Genomic DNA, 24,801 nt, shown 5'->3' with positions numbered 1-24,801 from the left:
CGTCACCAGCCGATCGGCATGACGCGCGGGCCGCGCACCAGCATCTCGGACTTCCAGGTGATGTCCCCCGCCAGCCGGAGCCGGGGGAAACGGGTGATCAGCGCGACCAGGGCCTCCTGGAGTTCGAGCCGGGCCAGCGGCGCGCCGAGGCAGTGGTGCACGCCGTGGCCGAAACCGAGGTGCTGGTTGCCCTCGCGCGCGATGTCCAGCACCCCGGGGCCGCTGAAGCGCAGCGCGTCACGGTTCGCGGCTCCCGTCGCGACGAGGACGGGCTCCCCGGCCCGTACGAGCGTGCCGCCGACCTCGATGTCCTCCGTGGCGTACCGGGCCTGGCTCGCGCCGCTGCCCAGGGGGACGAACCGCAGCAGCTCCTCGACGGCCGCGCCGATCAGCTCCGGCTTCCTCCGCAGCAGTTCGAGCTGGTCGGGATGGTCGAGGAGGGTGAGGGTGAAGTTGGGGATCTGTGACGCGGTCGTCTCGTGTCCGGCGACCAGGATGCCGACGCAGAGGTCGACCAGTTCGAGCTCGGACAGCCGGTCCCGGCCGTCGCGGGCCTCGATGAGGGCCGTCATCAGGTCGTCCCGCGGGTCCTCGCGGTGCCCCGCGATCAGCCCGGCCATGTAGGCGCGCAGCTCCTCGCGGTTCGCGTCGAACTCGGCGGCCGTCAGCGAACTCGTGGAGAGCGCCGCGTCGCTCCACACCCGGAAGCGCGGGCGGTCCTCGGTGGGGACGCCGAGCATCTGGCAGATCACCGCGACCGGGATCGGCAGCGCGTACAGGTCCACGAGGTCGGCCGGGGGCCCCGCCGCCTCCAGCTCGTCCAGGAGTTCCGCCGCGAGCTCCCGCACCCGGGGGCGGAGCCTCTCCACCTGGCGGACGGTGAACGCCTTGGCCACCAGGGACCGCAGCCGGGTGTGGTCCGGCGGATCCATGCTCAGGATGCCGCTGTCGTTGCTGCCCTCCGACTGACGGGGCTCGTCCCGGCCGACCCCCATGGCCCGGCTGAAGCGCTGGTCACCGAGGACGAGCCGGGCGTCCGCGTACCGCGTGGCGAGCCAGGCCGGTTCACCGAAGGGGAGCTGGACGCGTAACAGGCCGGGCCGCTCGCGGACCCGCTCGTACTCCTCGGCGAGCGTCAGCCCGTCGGCGGTGTTGAAGGGGTAGGCGAGGGGTGCGGTGTCGGCTGTCGTCACGAGGGCCTCCCAGTTGTAAGCACGTGCTTACAACGCTAGGACCGGAGATCGATGCGGTCAACGACCGTTTATGGCCGTTATCCTGACGGGCCGTCTGAGAGGACCGTCATGGATCGATCCGCCCGTATCCGCGCCGTAGCGGAGGCCCGCGCCGACGACGGACCGACGGCTTCCGGTGACCTGACTTCCAGTGCCCGGGCTTCCGGCGATACGGGTGGCGGCGGTGCCCCGGGGGGCGGACGGCCGACGCGCGCCCCGGCCGGGACGGCGGGCGCCGAGCGGCGCAGGGACGCGGCGGCCACCCGCCGCAGGCTCCTCGACGCGGCCCGTGACCTGTTCGCCGAGCACGGCTACGAAGGCGCCACGGTACGGGACATAGCCGAGCGGGCCGGGGTCAACCAGGCGCTGCTGTTCCGCTACTTCGGCTCCAAGCAGGGGCTGCTGACGGAGGTCGTCGCGAGGGGCGGCCTCGAACAGGTACGGGACACGCCCCCCGAGGAACTGTTCGAGACGGCCCTCCGCTCGATGCTGACGCGCGACCCGGACGGTACCGAGGACCGCTCCCTGGAGGTCTACCTCCGCTCCCTCGGCCGGGGCGAGGAGACCGCCGGGGCGCTGCGCGAACTGGGGGAGAAGTACCAGAGCGCCCTGGCGTCGCTGTCCGGCGCCGAGGACGCCGCGCTCCGCGCCGACCTGGCGATGGCCTGGCTGCTCGGGATCGGCATCCTGCGCACGGTCGTGGCCCGTGAACCCCTGGCGAGCGCGGACCCCGAGGCGGTCTGCCGTCTCGTGCTCGGCACCCTCGACGGCCTCTGGGCCGCCCCCGGGGCCTGAACGGGCGGGCGGGCCGTCCCGAGCCACCCGGACCATCCCGGCCCCCCGGGACCCCGGCCGACGCACGGCCGAGGGGCTCCCGCCTGAGACACGGCCCGGCGCACGGCGCCGGGACGTGGCCGGACTCCCACCGGCCCGTGCGCCCGGCCCATGCGCCCGGTCTCGCCCGGCCCACGTCTCGCCCGGCCCGAGGACCCCGTCGGGCTCTCGGCGCCGGGCACGGCACCCCGTGGTGTCGCCCGAACGGCCCGGCGCGGGGACCCACCCGGCCGTTTCCGGCGCCCCCCGACGCACCCGAGCGGGTCCGGGGCGGCCTGAGCCGCGCCCGGACGCCGACGGCCCCGCGCCTCCACCGGCCCCGCGCCTCCACCGGCCCGTCAGGACCAGGTGATGGCGGACCCCTCCCGCCAGAGCCGGGCCAGTTCCCCGTCGCCGGTCAGGGTGACGGCGGAGACCGGCAGCCTGTTCCAGAGGGTCAGGTACAGCCGGTCCGCCGGACCGCTCAGCTCCGTGTCCGGCACGGGAAGGACCGTTCCCGCACCGGTCACCCGGTGCCCCCGGTCCGTGTGCGGCGGCTCGGCCGCCGACAGGTGCACGGTCCAGACGTCACCCGTGTCGGTCGTCCGCAGCCGCAGGATTCTCGGCTCGGGCGTCCGCAGCCTGCTGCCGCCGTCCCCGCCGTGGAACGCCCGCAGCAGTTCGTCGACGCCGTCGGCGGCCAGGTCCGGGGCCACCGGACCCGGCCCGCCCGGGAGGGCCGACTCGGCGTCCGCGCGGTGCACGGCCGTCTCGTGGGCCTGGCGCCGCGCCCAGAAGGCGAGCGGCGAGGGGGCGGGCAGGAAGGTCCAGCAGTCCAGTGACTCCGGCGCCCTCCGGAGGGCCGCCACCAGGGCCGCGTGCCCCTCCCGGTAGTACGTGAGCAGTTCGTCGCCGTCCAGTTCCGGTTCACCCGCGCCGGGGTGGTACGCGGTGCGCCGCTCGACCACGAGGTCCGTGGCCCAGCGGTGCACCATCGCCACGTGCCGGAGCAGGTCACGGACCCGCCACTCCGGACAGGTCGGTACGTTCGCGTCCGGCCCGGCCTCGGCGGCGGCGTCCGCCAGGGCCCGGCCGGCCGTCTCCAGTGCCTCGATGTGCTCCGAGATCTTCATGTTTCCGCCGGTGTTCTCGTCCATGGGCGGGATTGTCGCAGTCGCCGCGTCGAAGAGGGGGAGGTCCGGCGGATCTGCTGTGTAAGCGCCAATTGTTGTGCTATAGGAACGGTGTGTGGGCCCGGCACATGAAGTGCCGGGCCCACGCACCGGGTTCCCGCGTCAGGAGGTTCGGCCCGGTCCGTTCGGTCCGTTCAGTTCGTCCTGTCCGTCCTATCCGTTCCGGTCCCCGTCGTCGTGCCGTGAGGTCCGTTCGAAGAACCACGCCGTGGCGAACACCACGGCCGAGCAGGCGAAGGTGACCGTCGCCGAGGCCCTTCCCGACGTGGCCCAGAAGACGATCCCGGTCAGGAGACCGAGCACGCCCAGGAAGAAGAACGCCGTCGAGTTCCTACGCGATTCGTTCATATGACTCCTTTTGACTCCTCATCGTCTCCCGGGGCCGCCGCCGCGTTCCCCGGGGTCACCACGGCATTCCTCAGCGCCGCCACGACGACCACCACGAGGTCTTCTTGCGGTGGCTGGTGTGGACCGCGCGGTGACCGCCGCTCGACGGGTAACGCTTGACCGCCCAGCGGGTGACGGCCTTCTTCACCCCCCAGCGTCCGATGCTGCCCATGGCCCCGCCGAAGGGACCGATGCCGGTGGCACCCGCCACACCCGCGCGGGCGATGGAACCGAAGGACGCCTTGCGGTTCCCGTACCACTTGGCTCCGGCTCCGGCCGCCGCCCCCGCCACGATCGCGCAGCCCGCCGAGGCGAGACCGGCGGTGAACAGGCCGCAGCCGACTCCCGCCGCCGTCGCCGCGATGCCCACGCGGTGCCGCTTGACCCAGCTCTTGGTCTTCTTCCAGCTCCACCACCTGCCGTCGAGGTCGTACTCGTTGACCGGGTCCCCGGGGTAGCCGTAGGCGTTGGCGCCGCCGCCGTACACGGGGTCGGGGGAGAGGAAGCGGCCGGTGGCCGGGTTGTAGAGGCGGACGCCCATCAGGGTGAGGCCGGTGAGGGTCTCGGAGGAACGCTGCTTGGCACCGAGCCAGTTGTAGCGGGTGGCCGCCTGACCGGCGCGCGGGGTGCCGTACTCGTCGCTGTCCAGCGCCACGGGGGCCCTGCCCGCGTCCAGCGGGAGCTGGAGCGCCACGTCACCGTGGACGGTGGTGAACTGCAGGACGGTGTCACCCGTCCTGCCGGTGGTGGCGGCGAGGTCGCCGCTCGCGGACTCGACGTTGCGGGTCAGCGCGCCGGTCGCGGTGTCCTCCACGATCCAGCGCGGGTTGTCGCCCTCGCCGTCGTAGTGGTTCAGCTTCGAGCCGGTCCGCGTCCAGGTGTCGCCGCTGCCGCTCTCCGTCGTCCAGGAGCGGAACCGGTGGGCGGCGTCCAGCTGCCAGGTCTGGCGGCTGCCGTTCGCGGTCTGCTGGTGCACCAGGTCGTTGGCGTAGTGGCCGAACCGGCTGCCGGGCAGGGCGGTGGTGCGGCCGAAGGCGTCGTAGACGTAGCCGGTGTCGACCAGACGGTCGGCGCTGTCGTAGGTGTGACCGGTGGTGGTTCCGCCCGTGGGGGCGCAGTCCAGACCCGGTCCCGCCGCGCTGGTGGTGAGGGACGTGCGGTTGGTGCGCGCGTCGAACGCGTAGGAGCGGCGCGTGCAGACCGTGTCCACGGTGTCCTCGACCGTGACGAGACGTCCGGCCGCGTCGTAGCGGTAGCCCTGGCCGGACCAGCCCGCGTGAGCGGTGACCTGCCCGTGGACGGACTCGGTCACGGTGTCCGCGTAGACGACCGTGCCGTCGGCGTCCCGCGCGTACGTGCGGTTCAGCGTGGCGCCCGTGGTGTCCTCGGAGACGGTGAGGGTGTAGCCGCCGGGCAGCTTCTCCGTGGCGACGGAGCCGTCGGCGTCGTACGTGGTCCGGAAGACGCCCGCGACGGAGTCCGTGGTCCCCGTGGCCAGACCGCGCGGCTCGACGGCCGTGTCGTAGGCGTACGTGACGGTGGAGGGCGCGTTGTCCCCCACCTTGACCTGCCGGTCGAGCAGGTCGAACTCGGTGGTGGTGACACCGCCGTCGGCGTCCGTGTAGGACGTCTGGCGGCCCAGCCGGTCGAACGCCTTGGTGATCGTGCCGCCGGTCGGCGAGACCGTCCTGACCGCGCGTCCCGTGGCCGGGTCGTACTCGGTCGTCGTCGCCGGGACCGCCTGGCCGACGCCGCCGGTGACGGCGGTCCCGGTGGGACGGCCCGCGTCGTCGTAGCCGGTGGTCGTGGTGCGGGTGACGCCGTTCGCGGTCTCCGTGACCTTCGCCGGGCCGCCCCACCAGTTGTACTCGGTGGTGGTCGTGGGCAGGTGCGACGGCTGGGTGCCGCCGCCGGTGATCGCACCGGCCGGTCCGGTGGAGCAGACCAGGTCGGCCCATTCCGGGCGGCCCTGGCAGACGCCGGTGCCGGTCGCGGACCAGTAGGTGGTGACCCGGGTCGCGGCGTCGGCGCCGGTCGCCCCGGGCGGCAGCTGCTTGGTGACCCGGCCCTGGTCGTCGTACTCGGTGCTCTCGGTGATCGCGAGGCCGCCCGGGTCCTTGACCGTCTTCGCGGCCAGGCCCTTGGCCCAGTCGTACACCGTCTGCGTCACCCGGGCCTCGCCGAGGACGGTGGGGTGCTCACGCACCTGCGCGCCCGTGGTCACCTTGGTGACCTGGTCCTTCACCTTGGCGGTGCCGTCGGTGGGACGCCCGGCGTCGTACTCGTTGACCGTCCACGAACGGGCCGTCACCGAGGTCCCCGAGGACACCAGGGTGGTGGCCCCCGACTTCAGACCGGTGGTGAGCTCGATCCGGCGCAGCGGGCCGGTCCTCTCCAGCTCACGGGTGCCCGTGCCGTTGAAGACGGACCGGGTGGCCAGCAGGTCGGCCCGCTCGGCCGAGGTGAGCCGGCCGATGCCGAGCTCCGCCTGGGCGGCCCGGTCGGAGGCGCCGGTACCGAGGGCGATCTCACGGTTGCCCGCGGTCAGTTCACGGACCGTGTTGCCGAAGCGGTCGTACTCGGTGGTGGAGACGCGCCCGCCGGGAGCGGCACTGTTCACCGCGCGTCCGGCGACACCCATGTAGGTGAGGGTGGCGCGGGTGTAGGCCCCGGCCGTCAGGGAACCGCCCGCGTGCGAGGCGGGGACCGCGTCGGCGGGGAACACGGCCGTCGCGTCGGTGGGGGCGTCCAGCTGCCCCCACGCCCGCACGTCCGCCGCGCCCATCCCGTACGGGGCGGTGGCGCCGGTCAGCGGCACGTCGTACACGACGGACGTGGCAGCGGTGCCCTGCTGGACGTCGGCGGTGCCCTGCTTCAGTCCGGCGCGGGACGTCTTGAGGAGCATGCCGTCACCGGCGGTGGCGGCGTTGCCCGCCTTGCCGTAGGTGAAGGTCCAGGGCAGTTCCCCGGCCGGGGTCAGACCGGTGACCCGGCCCGCCGCGTCATAGGCGTACTCGGTCTTCAGCGCCGGGCTGATCTGCGGGTTCCACGCCTGGCGAAGACGCCCGGAGGCGTCGTAGGCGTACGTCTGCACCGGCTTGGCGGTGGCCGAGGCGGCGCCCGGCGCGGTGGACCACAGCCGGATCTCCTTCACCTGGCCGGTGAAGTCCCCGAAGGCGGAGTCGGTGCCGGTGGTGGCGGTGCCGTAGACGAACTCCAGTGCCCGGCAGCCCTTGGTGGACGGCGTCGCCGTGCACGCGGCGGCCGAGGCGGCGGAGGTCGGGGCGATGATCCGCTTCGGGCGGGCCAGCTTCCTGCCGTCCACGGTCACCGTCTCGGAGACCACGGTCGTGGTGGTGTGGGCGAGGCCGTCGAGGAGCGTGGAGGAGACCTGCCAGGTGGTGGCGGTCGTGTCCGGCCTGGTGAACGTGGTGACCGTGCCCTCGGTGTCGGACAGGGTGAAGGAACCGGTCACGGCGCCCGTGAGGGTGAGGAACTCGGAACCGGTCTCGGGGATCCAGCCCGTCCGGGCCGCGTTCGCCGTGAAGTGCGTCTCCTCGCCCTCGGAGTCGACGACGGCGACGGCCGTGTCCGAGATCCGCCGGAGGTGGGAGTAGTCCGACTGCGTCGCCTCGGCGACCGTGCCGGAGACCCACTCCTTGCCGAAGACCGCCGCCTGGCCCTCCTGCTTGACGCCCTTGTCCGGGGTACGGGAGGAAGCCGTGCGGGACACGGAGAGTCCAAAGGCGGAGGCGTCGCCCGAGGACAGCGTGTGGTCACCGGTGAGCAGGTTCACCGAGCCCGGACCGATCTCCTGCGTGGCCGCGCCGGAGGCGTCGCGGTCGACGACGACGGAGAGCGGTCCGGTGCTGCCCGCCGCGGCGGCGGGCCCGGTGAAGTCGGCCTTGATCTGGACGGTGCCGTCGGGGTCGACGGTGTCCGTGGCGTTCCACACCAGCGGGCTGTTCCCGCCTCCCGTCATGGCCACCGGCCAGGCGGTCAGCGGGGTGCCGCCGGAGGTGACCTGACCGGCCGGGATCCGCTGCCACGGGTCGGCCTCGGAGCGGCGCCAGGAGAAGGAGACCCTGTCGTACGTGCCGCCGTCGGCCTCGGCCACCAGCGGCAGCCGTCGTGCGGTGCGCTCGCCGTCGGCGGGCTGGACGAAGCCGCCGGGACCGGCGTGGAAGGTGTGTTCGACCGCCTCTGACTTGTTGTCGGCCCTGTCGGCCTGCCGCACCCGGAGGGTGTGGGTGCCGTCCTTCGGCGGGGTGACCGCGAAGGACCTGGCTGCGGTGGAGCCGCCGGTGGGGACCTTGGTCCAGGTCACTCCGTCGAGGGACCACTCGACCCAGTCGTGGTCGGTGCCGCTGGGGGTGACGGTGAAGGTGCCCGGCTGCCCCGCGCCCTTGACCCACGCGCCCGCCGGGTAGTCCGTCGAGGTGACGCCGGTGGGCGCGACGGGGGCGGTGGTGTCGACCGTGAAGGTCCTCCACGCCGACCAGCCCGTGTTGTAGTGGGTCCCGTCGTACGGGTTCGAGCGGAACTTGTAGGTCCTGCCGTTGGTGAGGACCCCGGCGGGGACGGTCACCGAGGCGACCTGGCCGGAGTTGACCCACGGAGAGACGATGACGTTGCCGACCTGTGTGTCGGTGGCGCTGTCGAAGATCTGGAAGGTGCCGTTGACCTTGTCTCCGTCGGCGTCGACGAAGGTGTCCCGCAGGGTCGGGGTGACCGTGTTGACCACGTAGGCCCCGCCGTACGAGAAGTACGGCGGACCCGCCTCCTGTTTGGTGCCGGTGCGCGGCCGGTAGTTGTAGGTGACCGTCAGCTTGGGCACGTTCGAGGCGGCGTTGGCGGAGTTGATCCGCTTCCACTGCGCGGTGGCGTTCTCGTCGGCGGCGCGCAGCCCCAGGTGGGACCGGGCGGCCTTGGCCGACGCCCATTCCTGGACCATCGCCGTCACGTCGGCGTTGATCCAGCCGTCCGGCTGGGCGGTGCAGGAGGCGTTGCCCCGGGTCTCGGTGGAGGTGGCCTTCTTCGCCGTCCACGCGGGCTGCGAGGTCCAGCGCGAGGAGGTCGTCGCGGCCCCGGTGGACCACACCTCCCACGGCTGGTTCGGGCACGCCGAGCCGGTGTAGTTGGCCGAGTGGAAGTTCCACAGCGACAGCTTGGCGTTCAGCACCAGGGCGTCGGAGACGGGCGCGGTGTTCCAGGAGACGAAGGAACGCGCGGTGCGCGGGGTGCCGTCGGCGTTCTTCGTCCCGGGGTTGCCGAGATCCAGCTCCACGTCCGTGGACCAGTCGGTGGTCGTGCCCTGCTGGACGTACGTGTCGAAGACGTTCGACAGGGCGGACGTCGAGGGGTCGACGGTGACCGGGTACGTCGTCGCCGGGTCGGCGAGGAAGGCCGGGTCGGGGGTCATGACGAGGTCGACACCGCCCTTGGCCCTGACCACCTTCATGCCGACCGGGACCTGCCGGGTGTGCTCGCCGGAGACCGGGTCGACCGTGGCGTCCCACATCACGGGCGCGGGCATGACGGCTGTCCTCTTCGACTTCCTGTCGGTGAACAGCACACTGCCGTCGGCCTGCCGCTCGGCCTTCAGGCCCTTCGTCCGCAACGGCAGGGTGTACGAGAACCCGGCCTCGGGACGCTTCCTGACCTCGACGAACTGCTCGAACCCGGACCGGGTGGCCTCCACCACCACGTCCGCGCCCGGCACCGCGTCCTCGTAGATGGCGCGGGTGCCGTCCAGCTTCGGCGCGGGCAGCCCCCCGCGCCACTGGAGGGTGATCGCGTCCTCGCCGCTGCCCAGCGTCACCAGGTCCGTGGCGGGGGCCGCCTGAGAGGCGCGCAGTGACGAGGCCCTCGCCCCGGACCTCCCGGCGAGCCGCAGCCCCTGCGGGTGCGCCTTCGAGACGACCGACCCGTCCGGCGCGGTCGTCAGCTCGACGTCCACGTCACGCCAGTCGCCCGTGGCAGGGTCCTCGAAGCGGACCGGTCCCGCCGACAGCTCCGTCGTCAGCGAACCGTCCTCGTTCACCCAGGTCGTCGACGTCTCCGTACGCTCCGACAAGGCCTCGACCGGCTTGCCTGACAACCGTGCCGCCACCCGGGCGGACCGGACGTCGGGGGCGGAGGTCACTGGGGCGGGCCCCTGGGACCCGGCCGCCGGGAGGGCGGCGGGCGCGGCGACGGCGGCCTCGGCGCCGTAGACCATCGAGACCGACATCAGCAGGGCCACGCCGGCGGCGGTGCCGCGCATGCCTCTGCTCCGGTCGAGTCTCGGCCGGTATCGGGACCCTGACGAGGGTTCCGGTATCTGGCTTCTCACGCTTCTCCCTGAGTACGTGGTGGGTGGGGTGTGGGGGACCGGTGGGGATCTTCCGGTCCCGGCGCCGTTCCACCGGCGGTGGAACGGCGGGGTCCATGGGGCGGGCCGTGGAGCCCTCGCCGGACGGAGGCATGCCGGGACCGCCTCCCGGCGCGTACGGCCGGAGGCGTGACGGGGGTGCTCCGGTCCTACGGCTCGGTCACACCGGTCCCGAGGGGGCGGCGGACGGGCCCGCCGTGGCCGAGCGGTCCGCGCGGAGTGTCGTCGGGCAGCGCCGGAACGGGAACGGCGGTCCACGCACCCGGCGCGGGCGCCCCGGAGACGACGCGGGGACGGGGCTCCGGCACGGCGCCCCGGTGACAGGACGGGGGCGCGGAGTCCGGGCGGGGAGGTGGGGGTACGGGGTCCGGGCGGGACGGCGGCGATGTGCGGTCCGGGTCGGACGGCGGCACGGAGTCCGGGCGGAACGAAGGCGGCGCGACGGAACCCCGGCGGCTCGACGACGCCCCGGCTCCCCGGCTCGACGACGCCCCGGCCCCGCGTTTCGACGGTGCGATGGCATCCGGGCGGGACGGCGGCGCGACGAGAATCCGGTGGGACGACGGCGCGGGGACCCGGCACGGCAACGACATTGCGGACCTCCCCCTCGGCTTCCGCGCGGCCATCCGTCCGACGTGCCCGCCGCCCGTCGGCGGGTGTCGCGATGGTGATCAAGAAGGATTCTGAGTGCTCACGGTCGTACCGTCCATACGGGCTGACACCCATGTGTCGCCCACCGTGATCACCCGCACGACCAGCGAACATCACTCAAGGTGACCATGGGGGGTGGTCGGTCAGGCGGCCCCGGCCGCACCGTTCCGGCCGTCCGGCCGCAGCGCGCGGGGGCACGGCACCGACAGACCGCCCGATCATGGGAGACTCACCCCCATGAGCGGCAAGGCGACGACGACCCGGACACGGCTGGACAGGGGACGGAACGCGCTCGGCCCCGCGCTGGAGCTGGTGCACACCGGCAGGGCGCCGACCAGGGCCGTCCTCACCGCCGAACTGGGCGTCACCCGCGCCACCGCCGGTGCGGTCGCCGCCGAACTGGAAGCCCTCGGTCTCATCCGCGTCGACTCCAACCCCGGCGCCGCCGCGGGCTCCCAGGGACGGCCCTCGCACCGCCTCGCCGTGGAGGAGAAGGGCCCCGTCGCCCTCGCCGCCCAGGTCCACGCCGACGGCTTCCGCGCCGCCCTCGTCGGCCTCGGCGGCACCATCGTCGCCACCGCCCCGGGCTGCGTCACCGTCTCGGCCGACCCCGCCCAGGTCCTCGGCGCCGTCGTCGACGCCGGTGCGGCCCTGCTCCACGAGAGCGGCCGCCGCTGCGTCGGCGCCGGACTCGCCGCCCCCTCCGCCGTGGCCGAACCCGAGGGCACCGCACTCAACCCGCTGCACCTGGCCTGGCCCGCCGGGGCCCAGGTCCGGCAGATCTTCGCCGAGCGGGTACGGGCCGCGGGCATCGAAGGGCCCGCCTTCACCGGCAACGACGTCAACCTCGCCGCCCTCGCCGAGCACCGCCACGGCGCCGGACGCGGCGCCCGGGACCTGCTCTGCGTGGCCACCGGCCACCGGGGCGTCGGCGGCGCGCTCGTCCTTGACGGGCGCCTGCACACCGGCAGCGCGGGCCTGGCCCTGGAGGTCGGCCACCTCACCGTCAACCCGGAGGGCCGCCCCTGCCACTGCGGCAGCCGGGGCTGTCTGGATGTCGAGACCGACCCGCTCGCCTTCCTCACGGCCGCGGGCCGCGCCCCTGGACCCGAGGTCTCCCTGCTCCGGGAGTCCCGCGACCTGCTGCGCACCAGCCGCGACGACCCGGGCGTACGGGTCGCCGTCGGCGAGCTGATCGACCGGCTGGGCCTGGGCCTCGCGGGACTGGTGAACATCCTCAACCCCGACCGGATCATCCTCGGCGGGCTGCACCGCGAACTCCTGGACGCCGATCCGGAGCGGCTCCGCGCGGTCGTCGCGGACCGCAGCCTCTGGGGCCGCAGCGGTGGGGTGCCGATCCTCCCCTGCACCCTGGACCACAACAGCCTCGTCGGCGCCGCCGAACTCGCCTGGCAGCCGGTCCTGGACGACCCCCTGGCCGCACTGGGCCGCGAACCGGCCTGAACGACGTCCGAGCCTCCCGGCCGGGACGACTTCACAGTCCGAACGGTCTCCCGGCCCGAACCCCCTCCCGGCCCGAGCGGCCCTGCGGCCCGAACCGCCTCCTGGTCCGGACGGACTCCCGGCCCGGACGACTACTGTCCGAGCGGCCCCCGGCCCGGGAGGGCTTCCAAGGCCGGGGGATTCCCGGGACGACCGGATTCCGAGGCGACCGGATTCCGGGACGACCTGATTCCGAGACGACCTGATTCCGGCTCCCGTCCCCTCCCGCCGCCCCGCTCCTCAGACCTCGGGGCGCCCCTCGGCCAGCGCGGCCAGCCGGTCGAGCGCCATCCGGGTGCCCGTCTCGTCGTCGCCGGGGGACACGGCGTCGGGAATCCCCTCGTGGACCAGGACCACCTCGGTCCCGCCGTCCATCGGCACCAGCGTCGTGGTGATGCTCATCGCCCCCTGGAACCGGGGATCGGCGGTCTCGAACTCGATGACCTCGACGACCCGTTCGTCCGGGAGCAGCTCCGCGAAACGCCCGTGGTACGTGTCGGTGCGCGCCCCGGACTTGCCCGTGCCGCCGCCCTCGTCCTCGTACGTCAGGGAGATCCGGAAGATGCCCCCCTCACGCGCGTCGAACGTGTGGACCTCGCAGGTCATCCCGTACGGCACCCGCCAGCGCGCGACGGCCTCAGGGTCGAGGAGCGCCCGGTAGACGACGGAGGGCGGAGCGGCGACACGGCGGGACACGCGCAGGGTGTACACCCTTCCCAGGCTAGGGCGAGCCCGCCGGGACCGCGCCCCCGGCGGGCGGAGCGAAATCCACTGGGAGGCGGGGGCACCGGGACGTACCGTGCCACCCCATGACCTCATACGATTCCGGGCTTCCCCCACGCCTCGGCGGCCTCACCTTCCACGGCCCGCTGTCCGAGTCCCGTGCCGACCGCATCGCCGGGCGCCTCGCCGCCGCCGGGCCCGCCGACGTGCTGGACATCGGCTGCGGCTGGGGCGAACTGCTCCTGCGGGTCCTCGAAGCGGCGCCCGGCGCCCGGGGGACCGGGATCGACATCAACGCCGAGGACCTGGCCAGGGGCCGGGCGCTCGCGGAGTCACGGGGGCTCGCGGACCGTGTCGCGTTCGTGGAGGAGTCGGCGCGCGGCACCGGCCTCGGCCCGGCCGACGTGGTCCTCTGCCTCGGCGCGAGCCAGGCGCTCTGCGAGCCCGGACAGCCGCACGACCCCGCCGTCGCCCTCCGCGCGCTGCGCTCGCTCGTCCGTCCGGGCGGCCGGGTCGTCCTCGGCGAGGGCTTCTGGGAACGCACCCCGACCGACGCCGAACTGGCCGGAATGTGGCCCGGCGCGCACATCGGCGACCACCTGGGCCTCGGCGCGCTGGTGGACCTGACGGTCGAGGCGGGGTTCCGGCCCGTGTGGACCGAGACGGCGAGCACGGAGGAGTGGGAGGAGTTCGAATCGGGCTACCGCCACGACACCGAGGTCTGGCTCGCCGCCCGTCCTGGCCATCCGCTCGCCGCCGAGACCCGGGAGCGGACGGACCGCCAGCGCTCGGCCTGGCTCCACGGCTACCGGGGCGTCCTCGGCATCGCCTACCTGACGCTCGTCGCGGCGGCCTGACTCCGGACGGCCCTGCCCGGGGCACGTCACGGCGGTCCGAGGACCCGGGGGCCGGGCGCCCGGTGGGCCCGCCCGCCCGCCCGTTCCGCGACTCGGCCCCGTGACATGGCCTCACCGGTTCCCCGGCCGTACTCCCTCCGGCGTACGCGCGAAGCCGCTGCCCGTACGACGCCCCGGCCCCCCTCCCGGAGCGAAGCTCGAACCACGGACACCGCCACAGCGCACCGAGGAGCTGAACCGTCATGAACGCACTCGCCCAAGGGGGCCCCGGACCGTGGGTCCTGTTCGTCCCCCTCGTCTGGGCCGTCGTGGTCATCGGGGTCGTCACCGTCGCCCGCCGCGCCGGATGGCGCCGGGGGCGCGACCCGCGCCTCCACGGCGGCGGGCCCGACGAACACTCGCCGCTCGCCCTGCTCGGCCACCGGTTCGCAGCCGGGGAGATCGACGAGGACGAGTACTGGCGCCGTCTGACCGTCCTGGAGGAGCAGTTCGGGCGCCGTGCCGACGACGCCAAGGGACGCCGGAGGTGACCCGGGCCCGGTGGCCGTCCGCCGGGTGACCCACGGGTCGGCGTGACCCACGGGTCGGCGTGGCCTCGGGGCTGCTCCGGCCCTCCGCTCCGGGCGGGAACGTCCGGAACGCCCCGTCCGCTCAGCCCGTCGCGCTCGCTCAGCCCGTCCGGCCCGCGAGGACCGGTCGGGCGGGACGGGCGGGGCGGGCTGGCCGCTCCCTCCGGTGGGCCGCCGGACCCAGGGCCATCACCGGCACCACGGCCATCACCCCGCCCACGGTCGTCGCGGGACCCGCCGTCCTCACGGGACCCAGGGCATGCACGGAGCCCGCCGCCCTCACGGAGTCCACGGCCCCCACCCGGGCCACCGCCGGTGCCGACACGGGTCCCGGTGCGACCGATGCCCCCACCGGTACGGCGGGGACCGTTCCGTACGCCGACGCGAGGCTCTCGGCCACGGCCCCGAACACCACCTCGCGGCAGCGCTCGACCGTGTCGTGCGGGTCCGGTTGCGCCGCCAGGGTGAACCAGACGACCTTCCCCCCGGTCCCACAGGGACGGACGCCCCAACTCTCGCTGACCGCGCGGACGATGGCGAGGCCGCGCCCGGAGGTGGCCAGCTCGTCGTAGGCGTCCAGCGGGTCCCGGTCGCCCGCCTCCGGCATACGGGGGTCGTGGTCCCGGACGGAGACCGTGAGCCGGTCGAGCAGCAGCTCGACCTCGACGGTGCACCGTTTGTCCGGCCGGGCGTGCCGGTGCACATTGGTCAGGAGTTCGGTGACGCCCAGGACGGCGGGATCGACCAGGGCGTCCAGATGCCAGTGGCGCAGATGCGCGGAGACAATTCTGCGGACCTGTCCGATCCGCGACGGCAGGGCATGGAGCTCCACCGCGTAGTACCTGCTCGGCTCGCTGATCACGGCTGCGACTCCCCGAAGTGGTCCGGAAGAAGACGAAGATTCCGATCTCTCATGCGGTACAGCAGGGTGACGGCGGGAACGCGCCGTCACCACCGATAAACCCTCGGTGAGGTGGTTCCAGCCTGAGCCAGTGGTGACCGTCCCGCAACTCACGGCGACCGGCGGGCATCGGCTTCCGGCCGCCGGACGAACCGGCTCCGTGTCGTCTCGGCCCGAGCGCCGTCCCGCCGCCCGTCGTCTCAGCCCGAGCGCCGTCCCGCCGCCCGCTTCAGCGCGGCCAGGAACCGCCCCGTCGTCCGGCCCCCGTCGTCACCCTCCCCGGTGGCGTCGCCGGGATCGGTCCGCTCCTCCCGGTGCAGTCTGAGGCGGTACCGGGTGCCGTTCACGGTCGCCACCGCCTCGTCGGGCTTCGCGAACCACGGGCGTCCCGCCCGGACCGCGCCCACGGGCGCGCTGTCGATCTCGCTGCCGTAACTGGTGAGCAGGGCGAGGCGGCCGTCCTCGATCCGCACCTCGCCCGCACGCGTCAGCGACCTCGGCCAGCGGACGATGCCCACGCCCCTGGCACTGAACTCGGGTTTCGACATGCCGATCCCACCCCTCTTGCCCGTTGTCACTCCCAGTGTGCCGGGCCTCCGGCGCCCGCACCAGTGGCCCTCCGCAAGTCATGCCTATGGGGAGTCAAAGGAAACGTTTGCCCAGGTGGGAGCGGTATCGTCGGCGGTGGGGCGCCCCGGGGGAAACGGGGGAGCCGAACGAGGAGAGGCACCGATGAGCACCACGGAGAAGAGCCTTCAGGACGGACCGGCCACCACGCTGACCGTCGACGTCGACCGCAGCGACCTCGCGTACCGCGCCTGGCTCAAGGAAGCCGTCCGCAAGGTCCAGGCGGACGCCAACCGGTCCGCCGACACGCACCTGCTGCGCTTCCCCCTCCCCGAGAAGTGGGGCATCGACCTCTACCTCAAGGACGAGTCGACGCACCCCACCGGCAGCCTCAAGCACCGTCTCGCCCGTTCGCTGTTCCTGTACGGCCTGTGCAACGGCTGGGTGCGGCCCGGCAAGCCCGTCATCGAGGCGTCCAGCGGCTCGACCGCCGTCTCGGAGGCGTACTTCGCGAAGCTCATTGGCGTGCCCTTCATCGCCGTCATGCCGCGCACCACGAGCCCCGAGAAGTGCCGCCTCATCGAATTCCACGGCGGACAGTGCCACTTCGTCGACGACTCCCGCACGATCTACGAGGAGTCCGCGGCGCTCGCCGAGCGGACCGGCGGCCACTACATGGACCAGTTCACCTACGCGGAGCGGGCCACCGACTGGCGCGGCAACAACAACATCGCCGAGTCGATGTACCAGCAGCTGAGGCTGGAGCGGTATCCGGAACCCACCTGGATCGTCGCCACCGCGGGCACCGGCGGCACCTCGGCCACCATCGCCCGCTACGTCCACTACATGCAGCACGACACCCGCATCTGCGTCGCCGACCCGGAGAACTCCTGTTTCTTCGACGGCTGGACGCACCACGACCCGCACGCGACCGCCGACTGCGGTTCGCGCATCGAGGGCATCGGGCGCCCCCGGATGGAACCCAGCTTCGTGCCCGGGGCCGTCGACCGCATGATGAAGGTGCCCGACGCGGCGAGCGTCGCCGCCGTCCGGGCCCTGGAGGACGCCATCGGCCGCAAGGCGGGCGGCTCCACCGGCACCGGCCTGTGGAGCGCCTTCAAGATCGTCGCCGAGATGGTGGCCGAGGAGCGGACCGGCAGCGTCGTGACGCTCCTCTGTGACCCGGGCGACCGCTACCTCGACAAGTACTACTCCGACGACTGGCTGGCCGCCCAGGGCCTCGACATCGCCCCGTACACCGCCGTCATCGGCCGGTTCCTGGCGACGGGGGCCTGGCCGGAGTGAGCCGCCGGTCGAGGCGGCGCGCGGCGCCCCGGAAGGACAGCGCCAGGCCCGGCCCGGCGAGCCGCAGTCCCAGCCGGAACGGCGGCGCCCCGTCGGCGGCCATGGTCCAGCGCAGCCGGGTCCCCCTGCCCTCGGGCCGCAGGGCCCACTCCTCCGCCATGGCCGTCACACCGGGCGCGTTGGTGACGTCCACCCGGTAGGCGTAACGGACGTCGGGCTCCGTGGCGAGGATCGTCTCCTCGAAGCGGACACCGCCGCGCAGCCGCACGGTACGGCCCGCGCCGTCACCGGTCGGAACGGCGGAGGTGACCGCGGTGAACCAGGAGGGCAGGCTCCCCACCTCCACGGCCAGCGACCGGTACACGGCCGGTGGAGGTGCGGCGAGCACCGCCGAGAAGACCAGACGGACGGGCGCGGACACGGTGAAGTCGAGCTCCACCGGCCTCAGTCGGCGTGCCATGGGCCGAACCTCTCCAGGACGGAAACGGAAGTGAGACCGTAGCTGACTTGGTGTCAACAACACAGCGGCGGAAGGAAGTTGGCGAGATCCGGGGCCGCCCTGGAGGTCAAGGGGCGGGATCTTCCGGGAAGCCGGGAGGCGGAGCCTCCCGAGGAGGCGGGAGCCGGAGTCTCCGGGAAGGCCGGGCGCCGGGTTCTCCCGTGGAGGGGGCCGAAGGGCTCCTCACCGCGCCCCCAGCAGTCCGTCGAGCGCCCGCCCGAACAGGAGGCTTCCCGCGCGCGCGAGGACCGGGTCGAAGGCCCTGGGCACTCCGCGCACCGACAGCTCCTCCGTCCAGACGACCCGGCTGCCGCCACCGGGCGCCCCCGCCACCTCGATCAGCGCCCAACCCCGCACCACCCGGCCCGACTTGTCCAGTCGGCACGCCCCGGCCCGGTCCGCCGCCGGAGGCTCCCAGCGGGTGACCTCCATCGGGTCGTCGAAGGACAGCCCGCCGATCCCGGTCCGCGCGGTGAACCGCGTCCCGGTCCGGTTCGGCCCCGGCGTCAGCACCCGCGTCCGGGTCAGCGGCACCTGGCGGCCGTGCGCGGGCCAGTCCGTGAGCCGCCGCCAGACCTCCTCGGGCGCCACCGCCACCGCCCGCTCCAGCCGGAAGAAGCTCATGACCGTCCCGCCCCGGAACGGCCCGTGACGGGCCGCGCCCGGAAGGAGCCCGTCCGGCCCGCGCGGAAGGCGCCCGCGGACGGTCCCGTCAGGGCGGGGCTCACAGCTGTTCCCCGCCCGCCACCACGAGCCCCGGCACCTGCTCGGCGACCTCGGCCCGTACGCCCCCGGGAAGCCCCCGGTCCGTCACCCAGGTGTCCACCTCCGCCAGATCGGCGAACGAACTCAGGCCCACCGTCCCCCACTTGGTGTGGTCCGCGACCACCACCACCCGGCGCGCGGACCGGATCAGACACCGGTTGGTCTCCGCCTCCGCCAGGTTCGGCGTGGAGAGCCCCGCCTCCGCCGAGATCCCGTGCACCCCGAGGAACAGCAGATCGAAATGGAGCGAGCGGACCGCCCGGTCCGCCACCGGCCCCACCAGGGCGTCGGACGGCGTGCGCACCCCGCCGGTCAGCACCACCGTCGCCGCGCCCGCCCGAAACCCGCCCCCGCCGCTCCCGGGCCGCGCCTCGTGGAACACGTCCGCGACCCGCACCGAGTTCGTCACCACGGTCAGCTCCGGCACGTCGAGCAGATGCCGGGCGAGGGCGTACGTCGTCGTCCCGCCGGACAGCGCGATGGCGGTGCCCGGCGCGACCAGCGCCGCCGCCGCACGGGCGATCTCGTCCTTGGCGCTCGGTTCGAGCACCGACTTGGCCTCGAACCCCGGCTCGTGGGCGCTGGGTTCGGCCACCGGGACGGCCCCGCCGTGCACCTTCGCCAGCATGCCCTGCCGGGCCAGCGCGTCCAGGTCGCGGCGGATCGTCATGTCCGAGACGTTCAGCCGACGGGTCAGCTCGTTGACCCGCACACCGCCGCGCCGCCGGACCTCGTCGAGGATCAGGGCGCGCCGCTGCTCCGCGAGGAGGTTCTGGTTGTCAGTCACCGCCGGGGCCGTTCCTTCCGCAGAAGACAAGGGGATGAACGTCGGATTCGGTGAGGACGGCGCGTCGCCGCGTGCCCTTCCGCGATCCTGTTGCCGAGCTGTCGCCGACGTCGCATCTTCCCACCCCGAGAGGAAGCCGCCCCCGTGCCCCCTGCCACACCCGCCCCGGAGAGCGAGGGCCCGGCACTTGAACTCCTGGTGCACGGAGTCGGCGGAACCACCCCCCAGGACATGCTGGACGACCCCCGGACCGTCCGGGTCACCGGCGACCGGACCGCCGCCGTGTACCGCCGCGCCGACGACCTCGACGCAGAGGAGCACCCCGAGCGGTACGCGACCGGACCCGTCCGGGAGGCGTACGTCTGGTCCAACCTCACCTCCGGCGACGGGGCCCGCGCCCTGTGGCTGCTGCTTCTGCCCTTCATGGTCGCCAACCTCGCGCACTGGATGCGCCCGCCCGCCCGGGACCGCGCGGGCCTCGTCCGGCTGTACGGCGTGCTCGTCCGGCTCGTCGCCCTCAGCCTCACCGTGCTGCTCACCGCCGCCGCCTGCGAGGTCGCGCTCGACCTGACGGCCTGGCAGTGCGCGGGCGGCTCCTGCGCGGACGGGTACTCCTGGCTCGGGTTCCTCTCCGCCGGGCGCGGCGGCTGGTGGTCGCTCCCGGGCCGCCGCCTCGCCCTCGCCGCCCTGGTGCCGACGCTGCTCGTCGGCCTGCTCTGGTACCTGTCGAACCGGACGTGGAGCGCGTACGAGGCCCAGCGGCCACCCGCCGGCTTCGACGCGCCGGCCACCCCCGTGCCGAGCGGCCCGGGAGACCCCGGCACACCGCCCGCCGAAGGACACACGGACGGCGGGACGACACCGACCGGGGCGACGGCGACCAGGGGAACGGCGGCCGGGAAGGGCACCGGGAGCAGATCGGGGGAAACCGCCGGACACCCGTCCGGACACCCGTCCGGGGGGACCGCCGGGAGCACCTTCGCGGGCCCGGCCGGAAGCGGCGTGTCCGGAAGCGGGTCCGGACGGGCGTCCGGAAGCGTGGACGGGGCCCCGCCCACCGCCCCGCCCGCCGAACTGCGCGCCGCCCTCGGCCGCCCCGGCTTCTGGTACGGCCGCAGGCTCGTCGCCCGGCTCCGCGCCGCCCACACCGCCGCCGGGTTCCTCACCGTCGCCGCCGCCGTCGTCACACCCGCCGTCCGGCACGACACCGGCCTGCCGGGCGCCGGGGACCTCCTCGGCCGGCTCCTCCAGACCGCCGTCGCCGTCCTCGCCGGGATCGTCCTCTGGGTGGTGTGCCGCCGTGGCCGCAGCGAGCGCCGTCTCGACCTGCGCCTGGAGAAGACCCTCGTCTCCTGGCTGCCCGCCGCCTCCCTCGCCCTGCTCCTGCTGACCGCCCTCTACGCCTCCTGGACCCGCCCCGGCTGGACCTCGTCGGGAACCCTCCCCGGCGACGCCGTGTTCGGCGGCCTCACCGTCGCCCAGGGCGTCCTCGTCGTCGCCCTCGGCATCGTCGCCCTGCTCCTCCAGCGGCCCCGCCGCGACCCCCGCACCGCCCTGCGCGGACTCGGCGGGCCCGCCGTCGCCATGCTCGCCTGCGCCCTCGGCGGCGTCATGTCCGGGGGAGTGGCCCAGCGGGTCGCCGACTGGCTCGACGGACCAGCCACCCCCGGCATGGGCGACTCCGGCCCCCGGATAACGCCACCCGTCCTGCTCAGCTGGCAGGCCTCCGTGATCCCGGTCCTGATCCTGCTGCTGCTCGTGCCCGCCGTCCTGCTCGCCGTCCGGACCGTGCTCGCGGCCCGGCGGCTGCGCGCCGCCGTCGACGCCGACTACCCCGCCGACGAGCACGACCCGGTCCGCACCGGGCAGATCGCGGCCGACCGGGCACGGGCCGCGCTCACCGACTCCGCGCCCCTCCTCATCGGCGTCGTCTCCGGCGCGACCCTCCTCCTCGGCGCCTGCTCCGTCGTGGGCGCCTGGGCCAGCGGCAACGTCCCCGGACGCGCCTTCGACGGCGGCCACCCGGCCGCCACCTCCCTCGCCTCCGCCACCCAGGCCCTCGGCTCCTGGATGATCGGCTTCGGCTTCCTGTTCTTCGTCACCTGGGGCCGCCGCGCCTACAAGGACGCCTCCGCCCGCCGGACCATCGGCATCCTCTGGGACGTCGGCACCTTCTGGCCCCGCGCGGCCCACCCGTTCGCCCCGCCCTGCTACGCCGAGCGGGCCGTCCCCGACCTCACGTGGCGGATGAGCTCCTGGACCCGCGCCACCGGCGGCCGACTGGTCATCTCCGGCCACTCCCAGGGCAGCGTCCTGGCGGCCGCCGCCGTCTGGCAGCTACGGCCCGCCACCCGCCGCCGGGTCGCGCTCCTCACCTACGGCTCACCCCTGGAGCGGCTCTACGGCCGCTGGTTCCCCGCCTACTTCGGCCCCGAGGCGCTGCGCGCCCTGAACCGCACGGTCCACTGCTGGACCAACCTCTACCGGGCCACCGACCCCATCGGCGGACCCGTCAGGGTCCCCGAGGACGACGGCAGGCCCGTCGTCGACGCGAAGGTCCTGCTCGACCCCGTCGTCTACGGCAGGACCCGCGCGCATCCGCTGCCCGAGCCCATCCTGGGGCACTCCGACTACCAGGCCGACCCGGCGTTCGCCCGGCGGCGCACCGGCCTCCTCGACCGGCTGCCGCCCGCGCTGCCCCGCCAGCGGGGCGACCACGAACCCTCGGACCAGGACAGTTCCGGCAGGGCGTCCGGATAGACCCGACCAGGACATCCCGGGAGGCCGTACGGCCGGAACGGGGTCAGGGCAGTTCCGGCAGGTCGTCCGGGTAGAGCAGGGTCAGGTCGTCCGTGCTGGTCTCGGCCAGCTCGGCGACCCGGCCCGCGTGCCGCTCCACCATCGACTCGAAGGTCTGGCGGGCGGTGCGCCCGTTGCCGAACGCCGGGCCCTTCGGCAGCCTGGTGAAGTACGCGAGCAGCGCCCGGTCGGTGCCGGGCGCGAGCCGGTACTCGTGCTCGTCGGCCTGCTGCCCCACGATCCGCAGGAGTTCCCCCGGCGCGTAGTCGCCGAACGAGATGGTCCGGGAGAAACGCGAGGCGACACCGGGGTTGACCGTCAGGAAGCGTTCCATCTCCGTCGTGTACCCGGCGACGATGACGACCACCGCGTCCCGGTGGTCCTCCATCAGCTTCACCAGGGTGTCGATCGCCTCCCGGCCGAAGTCCCGGCCCGAGTCCTCCGGCGACAGGGCGTACGCCTCGTCGACGAACAGCACCCCGCCCCGCGCCCGGTCGAAGGCCTCCTGGGTGCGGATCGCGGTCGACCCGATGTGCTCGCCGACCAGGTCCACCCGGGACACCTCCACCAGGTGCCCGCGCTCCAGCACCCCGAGCGAGGCCAGGATCTCCCCGTACAGCCGGGCCACCGTCGTCTTGCCCGTACCCGGGTTGCCGGTGAAGACGAGGTGCCTGCGGACCGAGGCCGCCTTCAGGCCCGCCTCCTGCCGCCTGCGGCCCACCTCGATCATGTTGGTGAGCGTCCGCACCTCCAGCTTGACGCTCTCCAGACCCACGAGACCGTCCAGTTCCCCGAGGACGTCCTGCGAGGAACGCGCCGGGGGGACCGGCACGGGCGCGGCGGGGGGCGGCGCGGCGGGGGTGGCGCGCGGCACCGGCACCGTTCCCGGCGGACCGACCGGCAGTGCGCCGAGCACCCCGCCCGACAGGGCGAGGACCGTCCCGCCGTCGGGCACGGAGGAGCGGACCGCGCTCTCGTCGCTGGTGCAGTCCTCCGCGCTCGCGCCCTCCTCCGGGAACTCGTAGCCGCCGCGCGCGCAGCGTTCCGTACGGCACTTGCGCAGGGTCGTCCGGCAGCCGTCGGTGACGTGGAAGCCGTACCCTTCGCTGCCCGTCACCCGGCAGCCGGTGAAGGTGCCCCGGCCTTCCGCCGACACGTAGAAACCGGCCTCGGCGGGCGAGGTGACCGTGCACCGGTCGATCGTCGGGTCGGCGCCCTTGGTGACGATGACACCGGTCTGCACCGAGTCGATGGTGCAGCCGGCGAGGGTGCCGCCGCTGCCGTGGTCCCGGAACCAGGCGCCCGTGGAGGCCTCCCGGATGCGGCAGTCGTCGAGCTGGGCGGTCGCCCCGTCGCTCACCGACACCGCCGTGTTCCGGACCTGCGAGAGGTCGCTGTCGACGACGTCCACCCGCGAGCCCCGGTCGAGGACGAACAGCGCGTCCGGCACGTCGTGCACCCGGCAGGACTCCAGGACGGCGGTCGCCCCGTCGCTCACCCACACCGCCGGATAGTCGCCCGTGCTGTCGTGGATCTCGCACTGGTGGGCGTCCACCCGGGTCCCCGGGTCCCACACGGAGAGGCCGTTGCGGCCGAACCTGCGGACGGTGGACCGGGTCAGCGTCAGGACCGAGCGGGACCGCAGGTCCACCGCGTTCTCCGGTACGGAGTGGATGTCGCAGTCCGACAGTGTGAGGACCGCGTCCGTGTCCAGGGTGATGCCGTCCGCCGAGGTGCGGTGCACCGAGGAGTCCGTGAAGTGCGCGGAGGCCCTGCCCGCGATCTGCAGACCGGCGCCCTTGATCTCGTACACCTCGCAGCCGATCCCCTCCAGCCCGCTGCCCTCGCCGGTCACGGCGATCCCGGCGCCGGAGGCGTGGTGGACCCGGCAGCGTTCGAGCCGGGGGTGTGCCCCGCCGCGCACCGAGATCCCCGCCTGTCCCGCGGACACCACCTCGCACTCCTCGAACACCCCGCCCGCGCCGTCGAGGACGGCGATGCCGATCCCGGCCGGATTGTCGACCGTGCAGCGGCGGACCGTCGGCCTGGCCGTGCCCCGCACCTCGATCCCGGCGGCCGAGCGGGTCATGATCCTCAGGTCCAGCAGCTCGGGGGTGCCGTCCTCGACGAGCAGCGCGGGCGCGGCCACGTCCTGCCCCTCGATGTGCAGGTCCCGCACGGTCACGGAGGCGCGGACCGTCAGCGGCACGCCGTCCGGCGGGGCGATCCGCACCGAGCCGACCGAGCCCTCGGGGCCGCGCAGGGTGACCGCCCGCAGCACCACGAGGTTCTCCCGGTAGGTCCCGGGGGCGACGGTGAGCACGTCCCCGTCCCCGGCGGCCTCCAGGGCGGCCGCAAGCGAGGGGTACTCACCCGTGCGGCGCCGCCACCGCGATGTGCCGGTGTGCGTCACCTGGACCGTGCCCTGTGCCATGGGTGTGTCCTGCCCCCGCCTCATGCCTCGCCGGTGATCCGATGCCCCACCGTAGCGCGCGCGGGGCCACCGGGTTGACGGGTCGAGGCCCCCACGTGCGCACCGGTGCGGGCCGGGCGCCCGCTCGGTCGCGGGCGGTCGCGGGGCGGTCGCGGTCGGTCGTCCCCGGTCGCGCTCCGGAGGCCCGGACACCGGGGCACGAGCACGGATCCACCACCCCCGCGCGGCACGGCCGGGGCGGTACGGAACGGAAGACCGACCACCCCGGGGCCGCCCCGCTGCGGTGGTACGTACGAGGGTCCTCCGGCCCGCCCGGCGGGCCGCGAGCGCGGGCCCCTCATCCAGGTCCCGCCCCCAGGGCCCGGCGCGGCCACCGGGTCCGTTTATCGGCCCCGTCCATCGGCCCCGTGCCTCGGCGCGCGGTCCGCCGCCGCGCGGGCCCG

At 74.2% G+C, this 24,801-nt stretch carries 16 protein-coding genes and 1 pseudogene; 6 read left to right on the top strand and 11 right to left on the bottom strand.

Translation table 11 applies throughout. The annotated features are described in order from the left end of the window. Positions 1-2 precede the first annotated feature (2 nt). Positions 3-1,193, bottom strand: a complete 1,191-nt coding sequence (locus ACIRQY_RS16560) for a cytochrome P450 (RefSeq protein ID WP_351783946.1) — start codon at positions 1,191-1,193, stop codon at positions 3-5. Between the two features lie 108 nt (positions 1,194-1,301). On the opposite strand from ACIRQY_RS16560, the gene ACIRQY_RS16555 reads away from it, so the two are divergent. Then, positions 1,302-2,027, top strand: coding sequence for a TetR family transcriptional regulator (locus ACIRQY_RS16555; RefSeq protein ID WP_403926040.1), 726 nt, complete (start codon positions 1,302-1,304; stop codon positions 2,025-2,027). A 377-nt stretch (positions 2,028-2,404) separates the two neighbouring features. Here ACIRQY_RS16555 and ACIRQY_RS16550 read toward each other — a convergent pair whose 3' ends face one another. From ACIRQY_RS16550 to ACIRQY_RS16540, 3 genes are all read right to left on the bottom strand, one after another. Then, positions 2,405-3,178 (bottom strand): maleylpyruvate isomerase family mycothiol-dependent enzyme, encoded by a 774-nt coding sequence (locus tag ACIRQY_RS16550; protein WP_351784022.1) that lies wholly within the window; start codon positions 3,176-3,178, stop codon positions 2,405-2,407. Positions 3,179-3,391: 213 nt separating this feature from the next. After that, the gene (locus tag ACIRQY_RS16545) at positions 3,392-3,586 is read right to left on the bottom strand and encodes a hypothetical protein (RefSeq protein ID WP_403926037.1); all 195 of its coding nucleotides are present in this window, start codon (positions 3,584-3,586) and stop codon (positions 3,392-3,394) included. Between the two features lie 70 nt (positions 3,587-3,656). Beyond that, positions 3,657-9,890 carry a DNRLRE domain-containing protein gene (locus ACIRQY_RS16540; RefSeq protein WP_403926034.1) on the bottom strand — a complete coding sequence of 2,078 codons (6,234 nt, stop codon included), beginning with the start codon at positions 9,888-9,890 and terminating at the stop codon, positions 3,657-3,659. 996 nt (positions 9,891-10,886) lie between these two features. Between ACIRQY_RS16540 and ACIRQY_RS16535 the strand changes: the two genes are divergently transcribed. Further along, entirely contained in the window at positions 10,887-12,113 is a 1,227-nt protein-coding gene (locus ACIRQY_RS16535; RefSeq protein ID WP_403926032.1) for an ROK family protein, read from the top strand. Between the two features lie 279 nt (positions 12,114-12,392). Here the strand turns inward: ACIRQY_RS16535 and ACIRQY_RS16530 are convergent, their stop codons facing one another. Beyond that, entirely contained in the window at positions 12,393-12,863 is a 471-nt protein-coding gene (locus ACIRQY_RS16530; protein WP_403926030.1) for an SRPBCC family protein, read from the bottom strand. 98 nt (positions 12,864-12,961) lie between these two features. Between ACIRQY_RS16530 and ACIRQY_RS16525 the strand changes: the two genes are divergently transcribed. After that, positions 12,962-13,732, top strand: a complete 771-nt coding sequence (locus ACIRQY_RS16525) for an SAM-dependent methyltransferase (protein ID WP_403926028.1) — start codon at positions 12,962-12,964, stop codon at positions 13,730-13,732. 242 nt (positions 13,733-13,974) lie between these two features. Further along, positions 13,975-14,262 (top strand): SHOCT domain-containing protein, encoded by a 288-nt coding sequence (locus ACIRQY_RS16520; protein WP_403926025.1) that lies wholly within the window; start codon positions 13,975-13,977, stop codon positions 14,260-14,262. 346 nt (positions 14,263-14,608) lie between these two features. Here the strand turns inward: ACIRQY_RS16520 and ACIRQY_RS16515 are convergent. After that, positions 14,609-15,163, bottom strand: a pseudogene (locus ACIRQY_RS16515) (ATP-binding protein); the annotation flags it as partial. A gap of 239 nt (positions 15,164-15,402) precedes the next feature. Then, positions 15,403-15,750 carry a hypothetical protein gene (locus ACIRQY_RS16510; RefSeq protein ID WP_403926023.1) on the bottom strand — a complete coding sequence of 116 codons (348 nt, stop codon included), beginning with the start codon at positions 15,748-15,750 and terminating at the stop codon, positions 15,403-15,405. Between the two features lie 184 nt (positions 15,751-15,934). Here ACIRQY_RS16510 and ACIRQY_RS16505 point away from each other — a divergent pair, with 184 nt between their 5' ends. Then, entirely contained in the window at positions 15,935-17,074 is a 1,140-nt protein-coding gene (locus tag ACIRQY_RS16505; RefSeq protein WP_351783962.1) for a PLP-dependent cysteine synthase family protein, read from the top strand. Here ACIRQY_RS16505 and ACIRQY_RS16500 read toward each other — a convergent pair. The 3 genes from ACIRQY_RS16500 to ACIRQY_RS16490 all read right to left on the bottom strand — a co-directional run bounded on the left by ACIRQY_RS16500 (position 17,034) and on the right by ACIRQY_RS16490 (position 19,125). Further along, positions 17,034-17,534, bottom strand: a complete 501-nt coding sequence (locus ACIRQY_RS16500; RefSeq protein ID WP_403926019.1) for an SRPBCC family protein — start codon at positions 17,532-17,534, stop codon at positions 17,034-17,036. The genes ACIRQY_RS16505 and ACIRQY_RS16500 overlap by 41 nt on opposite strands. A gap of 222 nt (positions 17,535-17,756) precedes the next feature. Beyond that, positions 17,757-18,197: an SRPBCC family protein gene (locus tag ACIRQY_RS16495; RefSeq protein WP_403926017.1), complete on the bottom strand. Its 441-nt coding sequence runs from the start codon at positions 18,195-18,197 to the stop codon at positions 17,757-17,759. Positions 18,198-18,297: 100 nt separating this feature from the next. Then, positions 18,298-19,125 (bottom strand): DeoR/GlpR family DNA-binding transcription regulator, encoded by an 828-nt coding sequence (locus ACIRQY_RS16490; protein WP_403926014.1) that lies wholly within the window; start codon positions 19,123-19,125, stop codon positions 18,298-18,300. 144 nt (positions 19,126-19,269) lie between these two features. Between ACIRQY_RS16490 and ACIRQY_RS16485 the strand changes: the two genes are divergently transcribed. Further along, on the top strand, positions 19,270-21,885 hold the full coding sequence (locus ACIRQY_RS16485; protein ID WP_403926011.1) for a hypothetical protein: 2,616 nt from the start codon (positions 19,270-19,272) through the stop codon (positions 21,883-21,885). Positions 21,886-21,928: 43 nt separating this feature from the next. On the opposite strand, the gene ACIRQY_RS16480 is transcribed toward ACIRQY_RS16485, so the two are convergent. Beyond that, positions 21,929-24,358, bottom strand: coding sequence for a right-handed parallel beta-helix repeat-containing protein (locus tag ACIRQY_RS16480; RefSeq protein ID WP_403926008.1), 2,430 nt, complete (start codon positions 24,356-24,358; stop codon positions 21,929-21,931). Between the last annotated feature and the right edge of the window lie 443 nt (positions 24,359-24,801).

The sequence above is a fragment of the Streptomyces sp. NPDC101490 genome, from assembly GCF_044767145.1.
Classification (GTDB): Bacteria; Actinomycetota; Actinomycetes; order Streptomycetales; family Streptomycetaceae; genus Streptomyces.
This window is presented reverse-complemented; position numbering and strand designations above follow the sequence as displayed.

Bases quoted from the DNA above. Each gene is read 5' to 3' on its own strand.
- ACIRQY_RS16555 (WP_403926040.1), top strand. From the start codon at position 1,302: ATGGATCGATCCGCCCGTATCCGCGCCGTAGCGGAGGCCCGCGCCGAC.
- ACIRQY_RS16550 (WP_351784022.1), bottom strand. From the start codon at position 3,178: ATGAAGATCTCGGAGCACATCGAGGCACTGGAGACGGCCGGCCGGGCC.
- ACIRQY_RS16545 (WP_403926037.1), bottom strand. From the start codon at position 3,586: ATGAACGAATCGCGTAGGAACTCGACGGCGTTCTTCTTCCTGGGCGTG.
- ACIRQY_RS16540 (WP_403926034.1), bottom strand. From the start codon at position 9,890: ATGCGCGGCACCGCCGCCGGCGTGGCCCTGCTGATGTCGGTCTCGATG.
- ACIRQY_RS16535 (WP_403926032.1), top strand. From the start codon at position 10,887: ATGAGCGGCAAGGCGACGACGACCCGGACACGGCTGGACAGGGGACGG.
- ACIRQY_RS16525 (WP_403926028.1), top strand. From the start codon at position 12,962: ATGACCTCATACGATTCCGGGCTTCCCCCACGCCTCGGCGGCCTCACC.
- ACIRQY_RS16520 (WP_403926025.1), top strand. From the start codon at position 13,975: ATGAACGCACTCGCCCAAGGGGGCCCCGGACCGTGGGTCCTGTTCGTC.
- ACIRQY_RS16510 (WP_403926023.1), bottom strand. From the start codon at position 15,750: ATGTCGAAACCCGAGTTCAGTGCCAGGGGCGTGGGCATCGTCCGCTGG.
- ACIRQY_RS16505 (WP_351783962.1), top strand. From the start codon at position 15,935: ATGAGCACCACGGAGAAGAGCCTTCAGGACGGACCGGCCACCACGCTG.
- ACIRQY_RS16500 (WP_403926019.1), bottom strand. From the start codon at position 17,534: ATGGCACGCCGACTGAGGCCGGTGGAGCTCGACTTCACCGTGTCCGCG.
- ACIRQY_RS16495 (WP_403926017.1), bottom strand. From the start codon at position 18,197: ATGAGCTTCTTCCGGCTGGAGCGGGCGGTGGCGGTGGCGCCCGAGGAG.
- ACIRQY_RS16480 (WP_403926008.1), bottom strand. From the start codon at position 24,358: ATGGCACAGGGCACGGTCCAGGTGACGCACACCGGCACATCGCGGTGG.